Here is a 17,376-nt window from a genome sequence, read left to right as displayed (position 1 = left end):
ACTACCGCCTCGGCATCCCCGACGACATCCCCGCCTGGCACGAGACCCTCAACACCGACACCGCCCGCTACGGCGGCAGCGACATCACCAACCCCCACCCCCTCAAACCCGAACCCCACCCCACCCACGGCCGCGCCACCAGCCTCCGCCTCACCCTCCCCCCACTCGCCACCATCTGGCTCCGCCCCGCCTGACAAACAACGACATCCGCCCCCTGGGGGCTGCCGCCCCCAGACCCCCGCTTCGGCCTGAACAGCCTCGTCCTCAAACGCCGGACGGGCTGGGACACCTGGCGGGGGTCTGGGGGCGGAGCCCACAGGAACGGATGATGGGGGTCCCCCCTGCTCGAGCGAAGTCGAGAGCTTGGGGGAGGGTAGGGGCGGCGGGGGCGAGAAAACCCACCCCACCCCGCCGCCGGATTCAGCTGCCGGGCGTGAGCCCCAACGTGTTGAGCACCCCGTACACCCCGAGGAAGAGGATCGCCGCGCTGCTCAGGACGAGGGCCACGGTCATCCAGGGGTTGGCGCGGAAGCGGGGCGGGACGCCGGTGTAGCGCAGGCGCCAGACCGCGACCACGACCGCAAGCAGGAAGATGCCACCGCCGATGCCGCCGATCTGCACCATCAGGACCGGGGACTGTACCCACAGGAAGATGCACATCCACACCGGGGGCAGGCAGCAGGTGAGGATGCGGATGGTGCGCGTGCGCGTGCGCATGTCGTGCCAGTTGATCACTCCGAGCAGACCGAGGGTGTTGGTCCACAAGCGAGGGACGCTGGCCGACGAGGCGACGGTGACCGAGAAGAGGACGGCGATCGCGCCGGCCAGGAACAGGTACTCGGCCCATGGGCCGATCGTGTCGGTGTAGCTGTGCGACAGCGTGGTGATCATGTCGTTGCCCTCGGGCACCAGGCCCTGCGGGTGGAGCACCGAAGCACCGATCACGTAGAAGGACAGGGTGCACACCGTGCACACGATCCAGGAGACGCCGACATCGAGCCGCATGACCTTGAGCCAGCCCTCGGCCCGCCGGGCGCGCTGCTCGGTGCCGTCGTCGGGGCCGGTCCAGCGGGCGTAGCCCTTCTCCAGGCACCAGTACGTGTACGTCGTCATCTCGTCGGCACCGACACCGGTGATGCCGAACATGGCGAGTGCGATGCCGACCGTGCCCGCGGGGATCTGGAAGCTCAGTCCGTCGGCGAGCTGCTCGGTGCCGTACCCGAAGGCGGTGAACGGCAGGGCGAGGGCCAGGCCGAAGGTGATGATCGTTTTGAGCGTGATGCCGACGACCTCGACCCGCTCGACGACGAAGTACTTGCCCGTCTGGAGGATGAGGATGGCGGCACCGGTGACGATGAGGGCCCAGATCGTCAGCGATGACGTGCTCAGCGACGCGCCGTGGATCGGCAGGAGGATGGAGCAGGCCGCCGCGGTGCCGCCGATGATGCCACCGCGCTGGAACATCTTGGCGAAGTCCATGCCGATCCAGAGCCAGTTGATCCAGCTCAGCCGGCCGATCCGCGGGCCGACGTCACGGAAGCCGTCGAGCGCGGGGCGGCCGTTGAGGATCGTCCAGCGGGCCAGCTCCATCTGCACCCACACCTTGACCGCGGTCGAGATGATCACCAGCCACAGCAGCGCGAACCCGGCCTTCGCGCCGAGCGAGGTGGTGGTGATCAGTTCACCGGAGCCGACGACGGCGGCGGACAGCACGAGCCCGGGGCCGAGCTGGCGTACTCGCCCGCGGAAGGTCTCAGGAGCCGGGCGGGCGTCTTCGGCGCGCAGCGCGTACGGGTCGGTCTGCGCGGGTGGCGGCGCCGCCGTGGCGCCGTCGGTCGTGGTGGCCATGTCAGGTCCTTAGGGGATCTTCCGGCGTCGTCGCCGGTATCCGGAATGGGAACAGAGTCGTGCCGTCGTGCCTTGTGCCGTGGTGTCTCAACGCGCCTGGTGGTACGGCTCCTTGCCGGCCAGTACGCGGACGACGTCCTCGGCCACCATCGCGCCCATGGCCTGGTTGGCCTCGGGCGTGCAGGCGGCCATGTGGGAGGTGAGGAGCGTGCGCGGGGCCTCGCGCAGCGGGTGGTCGGCGGGCAGCGGCTCGGTGCTGAACGCGTCGAGGGCCGCGGCCCCGAGGTGCCCGGAGCCGAGCAGGTCGGCGAGCGCGCGTTCGTCGACGAGGCCGCCGCGCGCGGCGTTGACCAGGATCGCGCCCGGCTTCATCGCCGCCAGGCGGGCGCCGTCGAGCAGCGGAGCACCGGACGGATCGGGCGGGGTGTGCAGGCTGACGGCATCGGCGCGCGCCAACAGCGCGTCGAGTGCGGCCGGTTCGGCGCCGTGCGCGCGGACGTCGGCCTCGGAGACGTACGGGTCGTGGGCGAGCAGCTCCATCCCGAAGGCGCGGGCGTAACCGGCCAGCAGGCGGCCGATGCGGCCGAAGCCGACGATACCCAGCGTCTTGCCGTGCAGTTCCGGGCCGAACAGCTTCGGCCAACCGCCCGCCGCCACCGCGGTGTGCGAAGCGGCGAGGGAGCGGGTCGCGGACAGCAGCAGGCCGAAGGTGTACTCCGCCACCGCGCGCGAGTTGCTGCCCGGCGCGCACACCACCGGTATCGCGCGCTCGTGGGCGGCGGCCACGTCGATGGTGTCGACGCCGACGCCGTGCTTGGCGATCACCTTGAGGCGGGGTGCGGCGTCCATCACCTCGGCGGTGATCGGGTCCATGCCGACGATCAACGCGTCCGCTTCGGCCGCGTACGCGAGGAGTTCGGCGGTGGGCAGCGCCACGTCCTCGTAGGGGCGCAGGGGACCCGCTCCGGCCTCCTGAAGGATCTGCCAGGGGCGCACCGAATGCCGGGCGAAGGTGGGCGTCGTGATGAGCGTGGTCGGCATCAGCGTGCCCCGCCGCGTGCCGCCTGAAGGTGGGACGTCGCGATCTGCTGCAGGTGCACGACGTCGGCCGCGACCGACGCGAACGTGAAGCCCTCGGCGAGGCGACGGGCGGCGCTCGCGCCGTCGGCGTTGTGGATGCCGGCCGCGATGCCAGCCGCCTCGGCCGCCTTGCGGATGCGGGTGAGGGCCTGCTCGAACTCGTCCTGTACGGAAGGGTCGGTGGAGGTTGCGCCGCCGATGGCCAGGCGCAGGTCGGACGGGCCGACGTAGATGCCGTCCAGGCCGGGGGTCGCGCAGATCTCCTCGACGTTGGCCAGGCCGTCGGCCGTCTCGATCATCGCGAGGACGGCGGTCTGTTCGTGCGTGTCGGCCGGGTTCGGCCCGATGCGCAGCTGGGCGCGCATCGGGCCGTACGAGCGGCGGCCCAGCGGCGGGTAGCGGACGGCGGCGACGGCGTCGGCGGCGTCCTGGGCGTTGTCGATCAGCGGGACGATCACGGCGGTCGCGCCCGCGTCGAGCGCCTTGCCGATGTAGGTCAGGTCGTTGGCCTCTACGCGCACCATGCCGACGGCGGTGCTGCCCAAGGTGTCGGTGGCGAGGAGGTTGTTCAGCATGCCCTGGTAGCCGAAGAGGCCGTGCTGGGCGTCGAAGGCCAGGTAGTCGTAGCCGACGCGGGCGAGGCGCTCTGCGGCGATCGGCGAGTCGAGCAACGACCAGTAGCCGATGAGCTGTTCGCGATTGCGCAGGGCAGCGGTGAAATCGGCAGAGGTACGGCCGGTGGCCATGTTTGTCTCCGTTACGAGGTGGGAGGGACGAGGTCAGCGGTTGTAGGCGGGCATCGGGCCGCGCAGGCGGGCGCCGACCTCGTCACAGGCGGCCAGGACGTCCGCGGGCAGCGGGCCCACGGCCGCGGCGGCGATGTTGGCCTTCAGGTGCTCGACCTTGGAGCCGCCGAGCAGCAGCGCGTCGGTGGATGGCCTCGACAGCAGCCAGCGCAGGGCCAGGTCGGTCAGCGGCAGGCCCGCGTCGGAGGCTATGCGGGTGAGGTCGGTGACAGCGCGGAACAGATCCTCGTTCCAGTACCGCTCGCGGTACATCGCCGCCAGCTTGGAGTCGCCGAAGCGCCCGTTGTCCGGGGCCTGTTCGAAGCTGTGGCGGCCGGTGAGCAGGCCGCCGCCGAGCGGGTTGTAGACCATCGTGCGCAGGCCGGTGGTGGCGGCGTACTCCACATATTCCTCCTCGATGCGGCGCGCGAGGAGATTGTGGAGCTGCTGGGCGACGACCGGGCGGGGTGCGCCGACCTCGTCGGCCACGCGGTTCAGCTCGGCGATCTGCCAGGCGGCGAAGTTGGAGACGCCGAGGGCGAGGACCTTGCCCTCCTGTACGAACTCGGCGACGGTCGCCAGCGTCTCGGTGAGCGGTGTCCTGCGGTCCGGCTGGTGCAGGTAGAAGAGGTCGACGTGGTCGGTGCCCAGGCGCTTGAGGCTCCCGTCGAGCGCGGCGCGCAGGCCCTCGGCGGAGAGCGGCGCGTGCTCGCCCTGGTCGGGGTGCGGGATGCCGGCTTTGGTGGCGAGAACCACCTGGTCGCGGCGGCCCGGCAGGAGCTCGGCAAGGATGCGCTCGCTCTCGCCGCCCGCGTAGCCGTTGGCGGTGTCCACGCCGGTGATGCCCGCATCGAGCGCGGCGTCCAGCATCGCGGCGGCCGTCGCGCGGTCGGCGGTGTCGCCGAAGGTCATCGTGCCGAGGACGAGACGGGACAACGGGACGGGGACGTGCGGGAGTTCAAGGCCGACGGTCACGGCGGGTTCCTTCCGAGGCAGGTGGTGCGGGTGGTACGGGTGGTGCTGTCTCGTGCTCATACGCGATCTCATGCGTGATGTGCGCATCGGGTGGTGCCGTGCGGCTACGCGGCCTCGACCGGTCGCTGCGATGGTTCCCGGCGATGCGTTGCGCTGCGGCCAAGTGCGGTGCGATGTGCTGTGTAAGCCGGTACGCGTCGCGTCCACGAGGGCGACGCGGTCCGCGGGTGACGGCCGTCGACGCCACGGGAACGCTCGCACGACTGCGTAAATCACGCAAGGGGTCTCGCGCACTTCACGCAACTTGTGTCATGATCCGAGCCGGGCCGCCCACCGCCGGGCACGCCCAAGGAGGTTCGATCCCGTGGCTTCCCTGCCCCTGCCCCTACGTCCATCCGTCTCGGAGCCCGTACTGCCGTACGTCGTCGCGCTCGCGGACGACCTGTCCGGCGCGGCCGAGACCGCCTGCGCGCTCGGCGGCCTGGTCCGTCTGTCGCTCAACGCCGCTGACGTGGCCGAGATCGCTGTCGCGCACCACCTCGTCGTGGACCTGGACACCCGTCATTTGCCGCCCGCCGAAGCGGCATCCGCCGTGCGGACGGCGCTGTTCGCGGCGCAGGCCGGCCCGCCTCGCCTGCTGTACAAGAAGGTCGACTCACAGCTGCGCGGCCCCCTCGCCGCGGAGGCCGCCGCCTACGCCGAGGGGGCCGAGGCCGTCGTCATCGCCCCCGCGCTGCCCGCGGCCCGGCGCACCGTGACCGGCGGCGTCGTGCACGTCGACGGCGTTCCGCTGCACCGCACGGACGGCTGGCGCGCGGAACGTGCGTCCGCGCCCCGCTCGCTGCCCGAGGCGCTGTCCGCTCTGCCGGTCCGTACGGTCCCCCTCGAGGTCGTACGCTCCGAACCCGCCGTACTGGACGCGGAGTTCCGGCGGATCGCCGCGTCCGGTGCGCACCCTGCTCCGGACGCCGAGACCGACGCCGACCTGGACGCGGTGGTCGCGGCGGCGCTGCGGCTCGGCCCCGGATTCCGGCTCCTGGGCAGCGGTGGTCTGGCGGCCGCGCTGGGGCGCGCGCTGCCGCGTCCCGCTACCGCCACACCCCCGCCCGCGCCCGCGCCCGCCCAGGACGGCACCCCGTTGCTCTTCGTCGTGGGGACCGCCGAGCCCGGCGCGGTTGCGCAGATCGCGCACCTCACCGCGCTCGGCGCGCACCATGTCCCACTGGATCCGGCTGACTTGGCGGCGGGCACGATCGGCCTGCCGCGTACCGCCGCCGCTTCTGCCCTGACCGTGTTGTCCATCGACGGTTCGGCAGGCCCGCGCCCTGGCGCGGGGCGGGCCCTCAGCACCGCCCTGGGTGCGCTCGCCGCCGCGTACCCGGGCCGCCCCGACCTCGTCCTGACCGGCGGCGAGACCGCCCGCACCACCCTGGACGCCCTGGGCCTGAGGGAGCTGGAACCGCTCGGTGAGATCCACCACGGCGCTGTCCACTCCCGCGCCCCCGACGGCCGCCACGTCGTCACCCGCCCCGGCAGCCACGGCGCCGAGGACTCGCTGCTGCGCATCGCTGTCGCGCTACGGCCCCGCCTGGCTGCCTCCACGGCAGTCGCCTGAACCCGTCACCGTCCACCTCTCTCCCGCCTAGGAGTTGTTCTCATGCACACCCCCCTCCCCCTCATCGCCGTCACCATGGGCGACGGAGCCGGCGTCGGTCCCGAGGTCGTCATCGCGGCCCTGCTGGACGACGCCGTCCTGACCCGCTGCCGCCCCGTCGTCATCGGCGACGCGCAGCGGCTGCGCGAGGCCGCCCGCATCCTCGGCCTGGACTGCGAGATCGCCGTCGTCGACCACCCGCGTGACGCCGAGTTCACACCCGGCCGCGTCAACGTGGTCGACCTCGGACTGCTCCCCGCCGACCTGCCCTGGGGCAAGCTGTCGCCGGTCGCGGGCGACGCCGCGTACGCGTACATCAAGCGTGCCGCCGAACTCGCCGTGGCAGGCGAGGTGCACGCCATCTGCACCGCACCGCTCAACAAGGAGGCCCTGCACGCCGCGGGCCACATCTACCCCGGCCACACCGAACTCCTCGCCCACCTGACCGGGACCGAGGAGGTCTCGATGATGCTCTCCACCGAGAAGGTGAAGGTCATCCATGTCACCACGCACATCGGCCTGATCGACGCCGTCAACCGCATCGAGCCGGGCCTCGTCGAGCGCACCGTGCGCCGCGGCCACGAGGCGATGGTCCGCGCCGGCACCCCGAACCCCGTCATCGGTGTCTGCGGCATCAACCCGCACGCGGGCGAGAACGGCCTGTTCGGCTACGGCGAGGAAGCCGAGAAGATCGTCCCGGCCCTGGAGAAGCTGCGCGCCGAGGGCGTCGACGCCCGGGGTCCGCTCCCCGCCGACACCGCCTTCTTCCTCGCTTCACGCGGCGACTACGACCTGATCGTGGCGATGTACCACGACCAGGGCCACGGCCCGGTCAAGGTCCTGGGCATCGAGGCGGGTGTCAACCTCACCGTGGGCCTGCCCGTCATCCGCACCTCCGTCGACCACGGCACCGCATTCGACATCGCCGGAACGGGCACGGCGGAGGCCGGTAGCATGGTCGAGGCGCTGCGCCAGGCGGCCGAGATGGCTACGGCGCCGATCGCCCCGGTGGCCTGAACCACCGTCCCCTGCACCGCCGTTACCGCCGCACCGTAGAGGACTCCGCAGATGCCGCCGACCACCTCCCAGGCACGACGAGACCGCATCGTCCACCTCGCCACCACCACCGGCCTCGCCAGCGTCGAGGAACTCTCGCAGTTCTTCGACGTCACCCCCTCAACCATCCGCCGCGACCTCGCCCGGCTCACCACGGAAGGCCGCCTCGCACGCACCTACGGCGGCGCGATGGCGATGTCCGCACACCCCGAGGCGTCGCTGCGGCAGCGCACGGGCGAGGCGTACGAGGAGAAGCGGGCCATCGCACAGTGGGCGGCGCGGCAGGTCGAGCCGGGCGAGACGCTGCTCCTCGACGCCGGTACGACAGTGGGTGCGCTGGCCCACGAGCTGCGCGGAACAAAGGAGTTGACGATCGCGACGACGGGCCTGACCGCCCTGAACGCCCTTGCGGACGCGGAGGGCGTGCACGTCGAGTGCCTCGGTGGCACGCTCCGCCCGCTCAGCCAGGGCTTCGTCGGCCCGCTCACGGAGGCCGCGCTCGAGCACATGTCCTTCGACCGGGTCTTCCTCGGCGCCGACGGCGTCACCGTCGACCGCGGCATCTGCGAGGCGGACCTGCGCCAGACCCGCCTCAAAGAGCTGATGTCACGCCGCGCCGACCGGGTCTACGTGCTGGCCCACGGCGCCAAGTTGGGGCGCACGCCGTTCCACGCGTGGGCGACGCTCAAGGAGGAGTGGATCCTGATCACGGACACCTCTGCGCCCGACGCGCAGATCCGCGCCTTCGAGGCCCGCGGAGTGCGTGTCGAGATCGCCCCGTCCGCGGGGACGTGACGCACCCCGGCACGAGCCCGCCGGAACCTGGCGGGGGTCTGGGGGCAGAGCCCCCAGGAACGGAATGGGACGGGTGCGGGGGCGAGAAAACCCACCCCCGCCCCCACTCCCGGTCAGGGGGACGACGGCTTGCCTGCCGTGCCGATCCATGTGTGGAACAGCGCGTCGAGCCCCTGGCCTGACAGCCGCTCGGAGAGCCGGATGAACTGGGCGGTGGTCCCGTGCCCGTCCCGATGCTCGGTGGCCCAGCCACGCAGAATGCGAAAGAACGTCGGATCACCGACAGCCGTCCGCAGCTTGTGCAGGGCCATGGCGCCACGCGAATAGACAGGGGCCTCGAAGATGTGCGCACCGCTGCCAGGATCGGCGGGCGGGAAGGCCCACAGGTCACTGTCGGCGGGGCTGGCGTACAGGGAATCGAACGTCTGCTGCGCACTCTCGCCGCCGTGCTGCTCGGCGTAGAGCCACTCGGTGTACGTCGCGAAACCCTCGTTGAGCCAGATGTCCTTCCAGGCGGTGAGGGTGACGGAGTCTCCGAACCACTGGTGCGCGCTTTCGTGGACGAGGGTGCTCAGATCCGGCGCCCGGTCGTAGACGGGTCGGGTCTGGGTCTCCAAGGCGTATCCGACCTGCGGGGCCCGGTCGACAATGGCCCCGGCGGCACGGAAGGGGTAGGGGCCGAAGATGCCGCTCTCCCATGCCAGCACGGACGGAAGCTTCTTCAGCACGGGCGCCGCGGCGGTCGCCTCACGGGGGTCGACGGCGTTGTAGACCTTGATGCCGTCGGGGGTGGTGTACTGCTCGACCTTGAACTTTCCGACCGTCGCCGTGGCGAGGTAGGCCGCCATCGGTTCGGACTGCCGCCAGCGGAAGGTCGTACGCCCCTGGGTGGTCCGCTGTCCGCGGAGGACGCCGTTGGCCACGGCGGTGCTCCCCTTGGGGACAGTGAGGGTGAACTCGTACGAGGCCTTGTCCGTGGGGTGGCTGTTGGCGGGGAACCAGGTCATGGCGCCCTGCGGTTCGCCGGCCACGAACGCGCCGTCGTCGGTGGGGATCCAGCCGTCCACGGAGCCGTCGGGGTCCGTGACCGGCTTGGGAGTGCCCGAGTAGGTGACGGTGACGTGGAACCCCTGGTTCTTGCGCAGGGAGTGGCGTGGGGTGATCACCAGTTCCTGCCCGTCGCGGCGGTAGGACGCCTTGGCGTGGTCTACGGTGACGCCGGTGACCTTCAGCCCTTTGAGGTCGAGGTCGAAGCGGGTCAACCGCTGGGTTGTCCGGGCGGTGATGACGGCCTTTCCGTCGAGGTGACGGCTCTGCGGGTCGTAGCCGACGGTGAGGGCGTAGTGCCGGACGTCGTAGCCGCCGTTGCCCGAGAGGGGGAAGTACGGGTCACCCGCACCGGACGAGCCGACCGGTCCGGCCGTCGCCGGACCCGCCGCGGCGAGCAGGGCCGCGACGGCGACGGGAACAGCTGCGACAACCACCTCTCGGCGAAGGACAGTTGTGCGTCTGATGGCCTGCTGCGGGCGTGGCGTCACGTCGACTCCTCCGGTTCGGCGCGGTGATCAATGGCACGCACAGCTTAGGGGGTGTCGTTTGGACCACCCCGGGCCCGCAACGCCTGGCTCGGCAGCTCGCCGCGTTGCCACACCGCGGAGTCGAGCGCAAGGTGGGCGGACGTGCCAAGGAGGAGGTCGCGTAGCGCGTTGTGGGAAAGGGATGGTCAAGAGTGCGCATGGCTCTGGCTTACGGCCCGATGCCACAGGTCGGCCCCGGCTCCGGTCAGCAGCCCCGGCGCCAATCGGTCCGGCCGGATTCCCCGGTGCTACCGGGATCGGTGGAGAAGGGGCAGCGCGAGCAAGGGGAAGAGAATCACGGAAAGCAGCCCGGCGGCGACCAGCGCGGACGCGTTCTCGGGCCGTATGGCGTCCAGTTTCAGGCCGATGGTCGCCGCGGCCACGATGACCGGCAATGATGTGGCCTGGAGCAGGGCGCCGGCCGCGACATCCGGCCAGGAGAGTCCGGCTGCGCGGTACAGCAGTGCCGGAAGGCCGCGGACCAGCAGCAGCGCGGCCAGGAACATGGGCACCCGGAGGATGGTCCCGGTGTCCTCGAACAGGGCGCCGAGGTTGAACTGGATACCGCTCGTCACGAAGAAGACGGGAACGAGGAATCCGTAGCCGAGGCCGGCGAGTTTCATGTGGAAGCGGGGGTGGGACCGTTCGGCGTGGGGGTCGACCAGCCGGAGGACGGCGCCTGCGACGAAGGCGCCGAGGATGGCCTCGAGGCCCAGGTGGAGCGCCATCGCCGAGAGCCCGACGACCAGCAGCATCGCCAGCCGGATGCGGATCTGGGCACTGGTGTCGGCCAGCCGGTCGAGCGTGCCGGTCAGCCAGGCCCATCGTCCGATGCGTACGGACGCCGCGACGATGAGCGCCGAAATCCCCGCCAGGGTAAGGAGCAGGAGGATCTGCGAGCCCGCACCGGAACTTCTTTCCGAGAAGAGCAGCGACAGAAGGACGACGGCTCCGACCTCGCCGGCCGATGCGCCGCCGATCGTCAGCTGTCCCACCGGCCGGTCGATCGCCCCGGAGTCCTTGAGGATCGGGACCAGCAGACCCAGCGCCGTCGCCATGAGAGCAGTGCCGACCAGCAGGGGATTCTCGACGAGTCCGGCGATGTGCATGAGCCGGCCGACCGCAGCCGCAAGGGCGGCCGAGGCGAGAAAGCCGCTGCCGATCAGCCGCGCGCGGGGCCCGCGGAGCTGCTGGATGTCGATCTCCAGGCCGGCGAGGAACAGCAGGAAGCCCAGGCCGATGACCGACAGCATGTCGACGGCGGCATCCGCCTCGACGACGTGCAGCACGGCCGGGCCGAGGATGATGCCCGCCAGGATTTCGAGCACCGGGCCGGGGAGGGGAAGCCGGGGGACAGTGGCGAGCAGAAGCGGCACACCGGCCGCTATGGCCAGCACGATCAAAAGGTTGTCGTAGCCCATGGGGACTCCAGTGGCGAGGAGCGAGGAGGGTGTGGTCCGCAAGCCGACGGTCCGTGCCGTGAGCGCTCCCACAGACAGCCGAGGCCGTTTCGCGGACGGGGACCCGACCGTGCCGTGCGTGGTGCGCTGTGCGCTGCACCGTGGCGAAGCCGGGGCCGTTCGGGCTCGCGGGGTCACGCCCGCGAACTCCCCCCTCCTTCTGACCGTACGAACGGTGTGACACGGTTCTGGGATCCGGCTCCCAAGATCCGGCCGCGCAGTGACACGCTATCAATTTTGCATCTGAAATGCATATTTAAAGAGTGTGATGCGCACCCCATAGAGCAGATCGGGGCGCCGCCCGAGGGGCCCGACAGGAACTGGCGTAGAAGTCGCGTTCGGCACACCCTTCCTGAACGGTCTGCAGGCAGAACGTGCGGACGATCAGGGGCGGTTGGTGCAGCGACGACGCACCGTCGCACACGGCGGCCAGTTCCCCACGCAGCGGCTCGATGCGTGAGGTCATCGGTGCGGCGTCCACGCCCAACGGCATGATGATGGTCGCGATGACGAGACGCACATCACTCCCCTTAAAATATGCATCTCAAATGCAACATTGGTAGGCTGCCACTGTGAGGCTGACCAGATACACAGATCTTGCACTTCGGGCAGTGATGCGCCTGGCCGTCGTGGACAGCGAGGAGTTGCCGACCAGGCGCTCCCCCGGGCTGACCGCCCGACTGTAGGCGACACCGCGGGACCACTGCATCCCACACCGTTCCACACCGTTCCGCAAAGTTGGACCGCAACCGCCAGACAGGGACTGCGGCCCGAAATGCGAATCTTAAATACCAATTCAATCCATCGAAAAATGCCGATCAAGGAGTGTGTCTGATGCTTTCTGCGCAGTCGGTCCCCGTCGTACGGGCGACGCTTCCTGTGGTGGGAGCCTCACTGAACACGATCACGGAGCTGTTCTACCGACGGCTGTTCGAGGAGCGTCCGGAGCTGCTGCAGCATCTGTTCAATCGGACCAACCAGGTCACCGGCACCCAGCGCGAGGCACTGGCCGGCTCGGTGGCGGCCTTCGCCACCCTCCTTGTCGAGCGGCCCGACGAACGCCCGGACGCCATCCTGTCGCGCATTGCACACAAACACGTCTCCCTGGGCATCACCGCCGACAAGTACCCCTTGGTCGGACGCCACCTGCTCGGAGCGGTCGCCGAGGTCCTCGGTGATGCCGTCACCCCCGAGGTCGGCGCCGCCTGGGACGAGGTCTACTGGCTGATGGCCAACGCCCTGATCGCCATCGAAGCCCGTCTGTACGCCGAGGCCGACGTGGAGAACGGCGACGTGTGGCGGCGCATGGAGATAGCCGAGCGCCACCAGGAGTCCGCCGACGCCATCTCCCTGGTCCTGCGCCGGACCGACGGTCGTCCCACCACTCCCTTCCGGCCCGGGCAGTACGTCAGTGTCCGCGTGGAACTACCCGATGGCGCCCACCAGATCCGCCAGTACAGCCTGTCCACCGCACCCGGTCACAAGACCTGGCGCATCACCGTCAAGCGCGAGAAGGCCGCCGACGGTACCGTCCCCGACGGCGAGGTCTCGTCCTGGCTGCACGCCCACGCCCAGGTGGGTGACATCCTGGACGTCTCGCTGCCCACCGGTGACCTCGTACTGCCCGATGCCGGCACCCCCCTCTTCCTCGCCTCCGCGGGCATCGGTATCACCCCCATGCTGTCGATGCTCGACCACCTCGCCCTCACCTCCTCCTCGCGTCCCGTCACCGTCGTCCACGCCGACCGCACTCCCCAAGACCATGTCCACCGTGACGAGCAGGCGGACCTCGTCGACCGTCTGACCAGCGCCGATCTTCACCTCTGGTACGAGAACGACGCCCACCACTCCCCCGGTACCAACGTCTTCACCGGCCGCGCCGCGCTCGACCACCTCACCCCCGCCGCCGACACCACCGCCTACCTCTGCGGACCGTTGCCCTTCATGCGCGCGGTGCGGGGCGAGCTGCTGGCCAAGGGGCTGCGCCCCTCCGCCATCCACTACGAGGTCTTCGGCCCCGACCTCTGGCTCAGCAAGTAAGGAACGGATCGGACGGCGTCGTCCGTCGATCCTGGCTTCTGAGGATGTGTACGCATGAACACCGCCAACATGTCGGCCTATCTGTGCTGCGTGTGGATCGGCGCGGTCATCGCCATCTCTTTCCTTGAGGCCCCCCTGAAGTTCCGGGCAACCGGCATCACCCTGCCTCTCGGCCTGGCCGTGGGGCGGGTGGTGTTCCAGGCCCTCACCCGGGTGGAAGCGATTTTGCTGGCACTGGCCTGCGCCTTGACCGTCTCGCGGGGACTCACCGCACTCGTACTCCTGCCTGCGGCGGCGATTCTGGCCACGCAGATACTGGTGCTCCGCCCCCGGCTGGACCGCAGGGCGCAGCCTGATCGACGGCCTTCCCGTCCACCGCTCGCCACTGCATCTCCTGTATGTCGTCGGCGAGATCCTGAAACTGGCGGCGCTGGTCGTGGCCGCTTTCGTCCTCGGAGGACTCACATGACCCACGACGACCGGCGGCAGTCGCCCGCCGCGGCGGGGCAACTCCCCGACATCCGCGACCGCCAGGACGTGGAGCAACTGGTCAAGACCTTCTACGACGAAGTCCTCAAGGATCCCCTCATCGGACGACTCTTCACCGAGGTGGCCCGTATCGACATGGCCGCCCATCTGCCCGTCATGGCGGACTTCTGGGAGAGCGCCCTGCTCGCCCCGGGCGTCTACCGCCGCAACGCCCTCCGCGCGCACCGCGACCTGCACGCCAAGAGCCCGCTGCGCGCCGAGTACTTCGATCGCTGGCTGGAACTGTGGACCGCAGCCGTACGTCGGCGGCACGCGGGACCTGTGTCCGACCGGGCAGTCGTCAAGGCGCACGCCGTGGCCCGGGCACTGCTGCACAACACCGCGAGCGACGGACGGCCCCGCCCGGACCGCGGTCCCGTCTTCGTCGACGTCGGACCGGCCGCCCGCGCAAGATGACCAACGACCCATCAGTCGGCGCCCACACGTCACTCCCGTCGTTCTTACGACGGCTTCACCAACCGCCCAGCGTCTGAAAGGCAGATCCAGTTGATCTGGCTGTCACAGATCGGCGCTCCGCATTGTCGTCTTGGATGAGCACCAACCACCTTAGAAGTTGAGGTTCCTCATCGTGAGCACCGCACACTCCACTACGACTCCGCCGTCGCCGAAGAAGGTCGGCAAGCGCGATGATCCCGCCACCGCTGCTCCCGTCCCGGCGGAGAAATCCGTGCCCCGTCCACGACGCGGCGCGAAGCTCGGCCTCATAGCCGTCATCGCGCTGGTCGTGGCCGTCCACCTGGGGTTGGGTGGGCTTCTGCTGGTGTCCGGTCCGTGGAGCCACTGGGTCATCGGAACCGTCCTGGCAGCGATCCTGGCGAAGGCTACTTTTATCCTCGGCCGCCTCGTCGTACGCCGCAACAAAGCTCGCAAAGCCTGCTGACCGCGCAGGAGCCGAGGCCCGGCATCGCTGTCACCCCACGACCACGGGCCGCTTCCCCTGCCGAGGTATCCGGCACGCGGACGTCCGGCGGCGACCCCACCACAGCAGGTCAGGCATCACGCCATGCTGCCTTGCCACACACCGAAACGCAGCGCAATTCCCTTGACGAACCCATAGGGGCACCCCTCCCTGGCCGAGCCCGTACCCCTCGTGATGGAGTCTTCCCACCCGCCCGGCGATCCGCCGTCCTCCGCCGCCCCTGTCGGTCGACGGCATGTCCCAGCATGCCGGGCACCAGGCAAAGGAGACTTCAGTGACCGGCACCTCGCTTCCGTGGCCCCATGCACCGGTCAAGGTCGGGCTGGTCGGCGCCGGGCCGTGGGCGCGGGCCGTGCACGCGCGCGTGCTCGCCGCGGGGCCCGAGACGCAGTTGACCGCGGTCTGGGCGCGTCGCCCCGAAGCGGCCCACGAGACGGCCGCGCCCTACGGGGCCGCCACGGTCACGCGTTTCGAGGAACTGCTCGACCGCTGCGAGGCGGTCGCGTTCGCCGTTCCGCCCGCGGTACAGGCGGAGCTCGCGCCCCGCGCCGCGAAGGCGGGCAAGGCCCTGCTCCTGGAGAAACCGCTCGGGGCGGACCTGGCGTCGGCGCGTCGGCTCGCCGATGCCATCGACGAAGCCGGAGTCGTGTCCCAGCTCGTCCTGACCAACCGCTACCACCCGGCCACCCGACAGTTCCTGAGCGCGGCGCAGAGTCTCGAGATCGCCGGGGCGCGTTCCTGCCTGCTGCACGGCGCCTTCCTGGGCGGAGAGTTCGCCACCTCCTGGCGCCTCGAGCACGGCGCCCTGCTGGACCTGGGTCCCCATCTCCTGGATCTCCTGGACGCGGCCGTCGGGCCGATCGTCCGGGTCCGCGGCACCGGAGACCCCCGCCGCTGGATCGAGCTGACCTGCGAGCACGCCGGCGGAGCCGTCAGCCAGGCCTCGCTGTCCGGATCGGTCGGCGTCGAGGGCGGCAGCACGCGGATCGAGCTCTTCGGTCCGCAGGCCACACTCGTGTACGACGCCTCCGAACTCGACCACGAGGAAAGCTGGCCGGTCCTGCGCCGGGACTTCGCCACGGCCGTACGCACGGGGGTCTCCGGTCAGCTCGACGCCCGCCGCGGGGTACACCTGCAGACGCTCATGGCCCAGGCCGTGGAGAGCTGACGCGCCTCCACGACGTGAGCCGCCCGCCGAGGTCAGGCCGTGTAGCGCCGCAGGGTGGGGGTCGCGACGGCCAGGCCCAGCGTCGCGGCGATCACCAGCAGACCGCCGCCCGCGACGGCCGTACGGGCACCCAAGGCGGACCCGGCCGTTCCGTGCAGGACGTCGGCCAGCCGCGGGCCGCCCGCGACCACCACGGTGAACACGCCCTGCATACGGCCGCGCATCTCGTCCGTGACGGCCGACAGCAGGATCGCGCCGCGGAAGACCATGGAGACCATGTCGGCGACTCCGGCAACAACGAGGAACGCCACGGCCAGCCACAGGCTGCCGCTCAGGCCGAACCCGGTGATGGCCGCTCCCCACGCCATCACCGCGGCGATCACCATGAACCCGTGCCGACGCGCGCGGGAGAACGTGCCCGACATCAGCCCGCCGAGCACCGCGCCGATGGGAATCGCCGCGAACAGCAGGCCGAGCGCGAGGCCTTCGCCGTAGGGCGCGTACGTCTGGGCGGCGAGTTGCGGAAACAGCGCTCGGGGCATGCCGAGGACCATGGCGATGATGTCGGCGAGGAAGGACAGCAACAGCACCTTGTGCAGCGCGATGTAACGGAACCCGGCGACGACCTCGCGCCATCCCGCCCGCTTCGCCGCCGATCCCGACAGTGGGGGCAGCGCGGGCAGCCGCACCACCGCCCACACGGTGACGCACAGCGCCAGGGCGTCGATCAGATAGAGGTCGCCCAGGCCGATGACGGGAATCAGGGCGCCGGCGAGCAGTGGTCCGGCCACCAGGCCCGTCTGCATGACGGTCGAGCTGAGCGCGTTCGCCGCGGGCAGTTCGTCCTCGGGGACCAGTCGGGCGATGGAGGCGTTGCGGGCTGGGGCGTTCAGGCCGAAGAAGGCCTGTTGGAGGGCGAGCAGGGTCATCAGGACGAGCACGGAGTCCAGTCCCGTGACGGCCTGTATCCAGAAGAGCAGCGAGGTGACGGCTATGCCGGTGTTGGTGATCAGGAGCAGCTTGCGCCGGTCCATGCTGTCGGCGACCGCGCCGCCCCACAGGGCGAAGACCACGAGGGGCAGCAGTCCGGCGAGGCTCGCGTAGCCGACCCAGGCGGAGGACCCGGTGATGTCGTAGATCTGCTTGGGTACGGCGACGGCGGTGAGCTGGCTTCCCACCGCCGTGACGATGGTCGAGGACCAGAGCCGACGGTATGCGGGGCGCCTCAGCGGGCGGGTGTCCATCGTCCAGCAGCGCCAGCCGCGCCGGTCGGGCGGCACCGGTCCCGCTGTCCCGTCGGTCCCGTCGTGCGGTGCCTCGCCGCTGTCCGTCCCGTCCGTACTGCTCTTGCTCGTGTCCACGATCGTCCTGGCTGCTCGATACATCTTTCGCTGTCAGGCTTCACTATCGCGGAAGGCGATCAGCAGAGGGCTGTTGGTACGGCCACATCGCGGTGAAGGCCCGCGGCAG

General features: G+C 70.4%; 15 protein-coding genes and 1 pseudogene. 9 read left to right on the top strand and 7 right to left on the bottom strand.

Going from position 1 to position 17,376, the window contains the following annotated elements; translation table 11 throughout:
- On the top strand, nucleotides 1-194 hold a 194-nt coding region (locus AB0D57_RS39150; RefSeq protein ID WP_362084921.1), incomplete at its 5' end, for an alpha amylase C-terminal domain-containing protein.
- A 226-nt stretch (nucleotides 195-420) separates the two neighbouring features.
- Here AB0D57_RS39150 and AB0D57_RS39145 read toward each other — a convergent pair.
- The 4 genes from AB0D57_RS39145 to AB0D57_RS39130 form a co-directional block, all read right to left on the bottom strand.
- A complete protein-coding gene (locus tag AB0D57_RS39145) occupies nucleotides 421-1,848 on the bottom strand; it encodes an Nramp family divalent metal transporter (RefSeq protein WP_362084918.1) in 1,428 nt (475 codons plus the stop codon).
- 87 nt (nucleotides 1,849-1,935) lie between these two features.
- Nucleotides 1,936-2,889, bottom strand: a complete 954-nt coding sequence (locus AB0D57_RS39140; protein ID WP_362084915.1) for a phosphoglycerate dehydrogenase — start codon at nucleotides 2,887-2,889, stop codon at nucleotides 1,936-1,938.
- Nucleotides 2,889-3,674 (bottom strand): aldolase/citrate lyase family protein, encoded by a 786-nt coding sequence (locus AB0D57_RS39135; RefSeq protein WP_362084912.1) that lies wholly within the window; start codon nucleotides 3,672-3,674, stop codon nucleotides 2,889-2,891. Before AB0D57_RS39135 ends, AB0D57_RS39140 begins: the two co-directional genes overlap by 1 nt.
- 33 nt (nucleotides 3,675-3,707) lie before the next feature.
- Nucleotides 3,708-4,748, bottom strand: coding sequence for an aldo/keto reductase (locus tag AB0D57_RS39130; RefSeq protein WP_362084909.1), 1,041 nt, complete (start codon nucleotides 4,746-4,748; stop codon nucleotides 3,708-3,710).
- 304 nt (nucleotides 4,749-5,052) lie between these two features.
- Here AB0D57_RS39130 and AB0D57_RS39125 point away from each other — a divergent pair, with 304 nt between their 5' ends.
- Genes AB0D57_RS39125 through AB0D57_RS39115 form a run of 3 tightly spaced genes read left to right on the top strand, consistent with a single transcriptional unit; the run spans nucleotide 5,053 to nucleotide 8,193 of the window.
- Nucleotides 5,053-6,303, top strand: a complete 1,251-nt coding sequence (locus AB0D57_RS39125; RefSeq protein ID WP_362084906.1) for a four-carbon acid sugar kinase family protein — start codon at nucleotides 5,053-5,055, stop codon at nucleotides 6,301-6,303.
- Between the two features lie 42 nt (nucleotides 6,304-6,345).
- Entirely contained in the window at nucleotides 6,346-7,359 is a 1,014-nt protein-coding gene (gene pdxA, locus AB0D57_RS39120) for a 4-hydroxythreonine-4-phosphate dehydrogenase PdxA (protein ID WP_362084903.1), read from the top strand.
- A 51-nt stretch (nucleotides 7,360-7,410) separates the two neighbouring features.
- Nucleotides 7,411-8,193, top strand: coding sequence for a DeoR/GlpR family DNA-binding transcription regulator (locus AB0D57_RS39115; protein ID WP_362084900.1), 783 nt, complete (start codon nucleotides 7,411-7,413; stop codon nucleotides 8,191-8,193).
- Nucleotides 8,194-8,306: 113 nt separating this feature from the next.
- Here AB0D57_RS39115 and AB0D57_RS39110 read toward each other — a convergent pair whose 3' ends face one another.
- Together AB0D57_RS39110 and AB0D57_RS39105 are read right to left on the bottom strand one after the other, a co-directional pair.
- The gene (locus AB0D57_RS39110; RefSeq protein WP_362084897.1) at nucleotides 8,307-9,731 is read right to left on the bottom strand and encodes a M1 family metallopeptidase; all 1,425 of its coding nucleotides are present in this window, start codon (nucleotides 9,729-9,731) and stop codon (nucleotides 8,307-8,309) included.
- A gap of 287 nt (nucleotides 9,732-10,018) precedes the next feature.
- Nucleotides 10,019-11,233, bottom strand: a complete 1,215-nt coding sequence (locus AB0D57_RS39105) for a cation:proton antiporter (protein ID WP_362084894.1) — start codon at nucleotides 11,231-11,233, stop codon at nucleotides 10,019-10,021.
- A gap of 569 nt (nucleotides 11,234-11,802) precedes the next feature.
- On the opposite strand from AB0D57_RS39105, the pseudogene AB0D57_RS39100 reads away from it, so the two are divergent.
- The 5 genes and pseudogenes from AB0D57_RS39100 to AB0D57_RS39080 form a co-directional block, all read left to right on the top strand.
- Nucleotides 11,803-11,889: pseudogene (locus tag AB0D57_RS39100) on the top strand (Rrf2 family transcriptional regulator); the annotation flags it as partial.
- A gap of 175 nt (nucleotides 11,890-12,064) precedes the next feature.
- On the top strand, nucleotides 12,065-13,270 hold the full coding sequence (locus AB0D57_RS39095) for a globin domain-containing protein (RefSeq protein WP_362084891.1): 1,206 nt from the start codon (nucleotides 12,065-12,067) through the stop codon (nucleotides 13,268-13,270).
- Nucleotides 13,271-13,735: 465 nt separating this feature from the next.
- The gene (locus AB0D57_RS39090) at nucleotides 13,736-14,215 is read left to right on the top strand and encodes a group III truncated hemoglobin (protein ID WP_362084888.1); all 480 of its coding nucleotides are present in this window, start codon (nucleotides 13,736-13,738) and stop codon (nucleotides 14,213-14,215) included.
- 172 nt (nucleotides 14,216-14,387) lie between these two features.
- On the top strand, nucleotides 14,388-14,699 hold the full coding sequence (locus AB0D57_RS39085) for a hypothetical protein (protein WP_362084885.1): 312 nt from the start codon (nucleotides 14,388-14,390) through the stop codon (nucleotides 14,697-14,699).
- A 313-nt stretch (nucleotides 14,700-15,012) separates the two neighbouring features.
- Nucleotides 15,013-15,906 carry a Gfo/Idh/MocA family oxidoreductase gene (locus tag AB0D57_RS39080; RefSeq protein ID WP_362084882.1) on the top strand — a complete coding sequence of 298 codons (894 nt, stop codon included), beginning with the start codon at nucleotides 15,013-15,015 and terminating at the stop codon, nucleotides 15,904-15,906.
- A 32-nt stretch (nucleotides 15,907-15,938) separates the two neighbouring features.
- Here the strand turns inward: AB0D57_RS39080 and AB0D57_RS39075 are convergent, their stop codons facing one another.
- Nucleotides 15,939-17,291, bottom strand: coding sequence for an MFS transporter (locus tag AB0D57_RS39075; protein WP_362084879.1), 1,353 nt, complete (start codon nucleotides 17,289-17,291; stop codon nucleotides 15,939-15,941).
- Between the last annotated feature and the right edge of the window lie 85 nt (nucleotides 17,292-17,376).

It is taken from the genome of Streptomyces sp. NPDC048275 (genome assembly GCF_040652275.1).
In the GTDB taxonomy this organism is placed as follows: Bacteria; Actinomycetota; Actinomycetes; order Streptomycetales; family Streptomycetaceae; genus Streptomyces.
The sequence above is the reverse complement of the archived record's forward strand: the minus strand, read 5'-3'. Positions and strand labels throughout refer to the sequence as shown.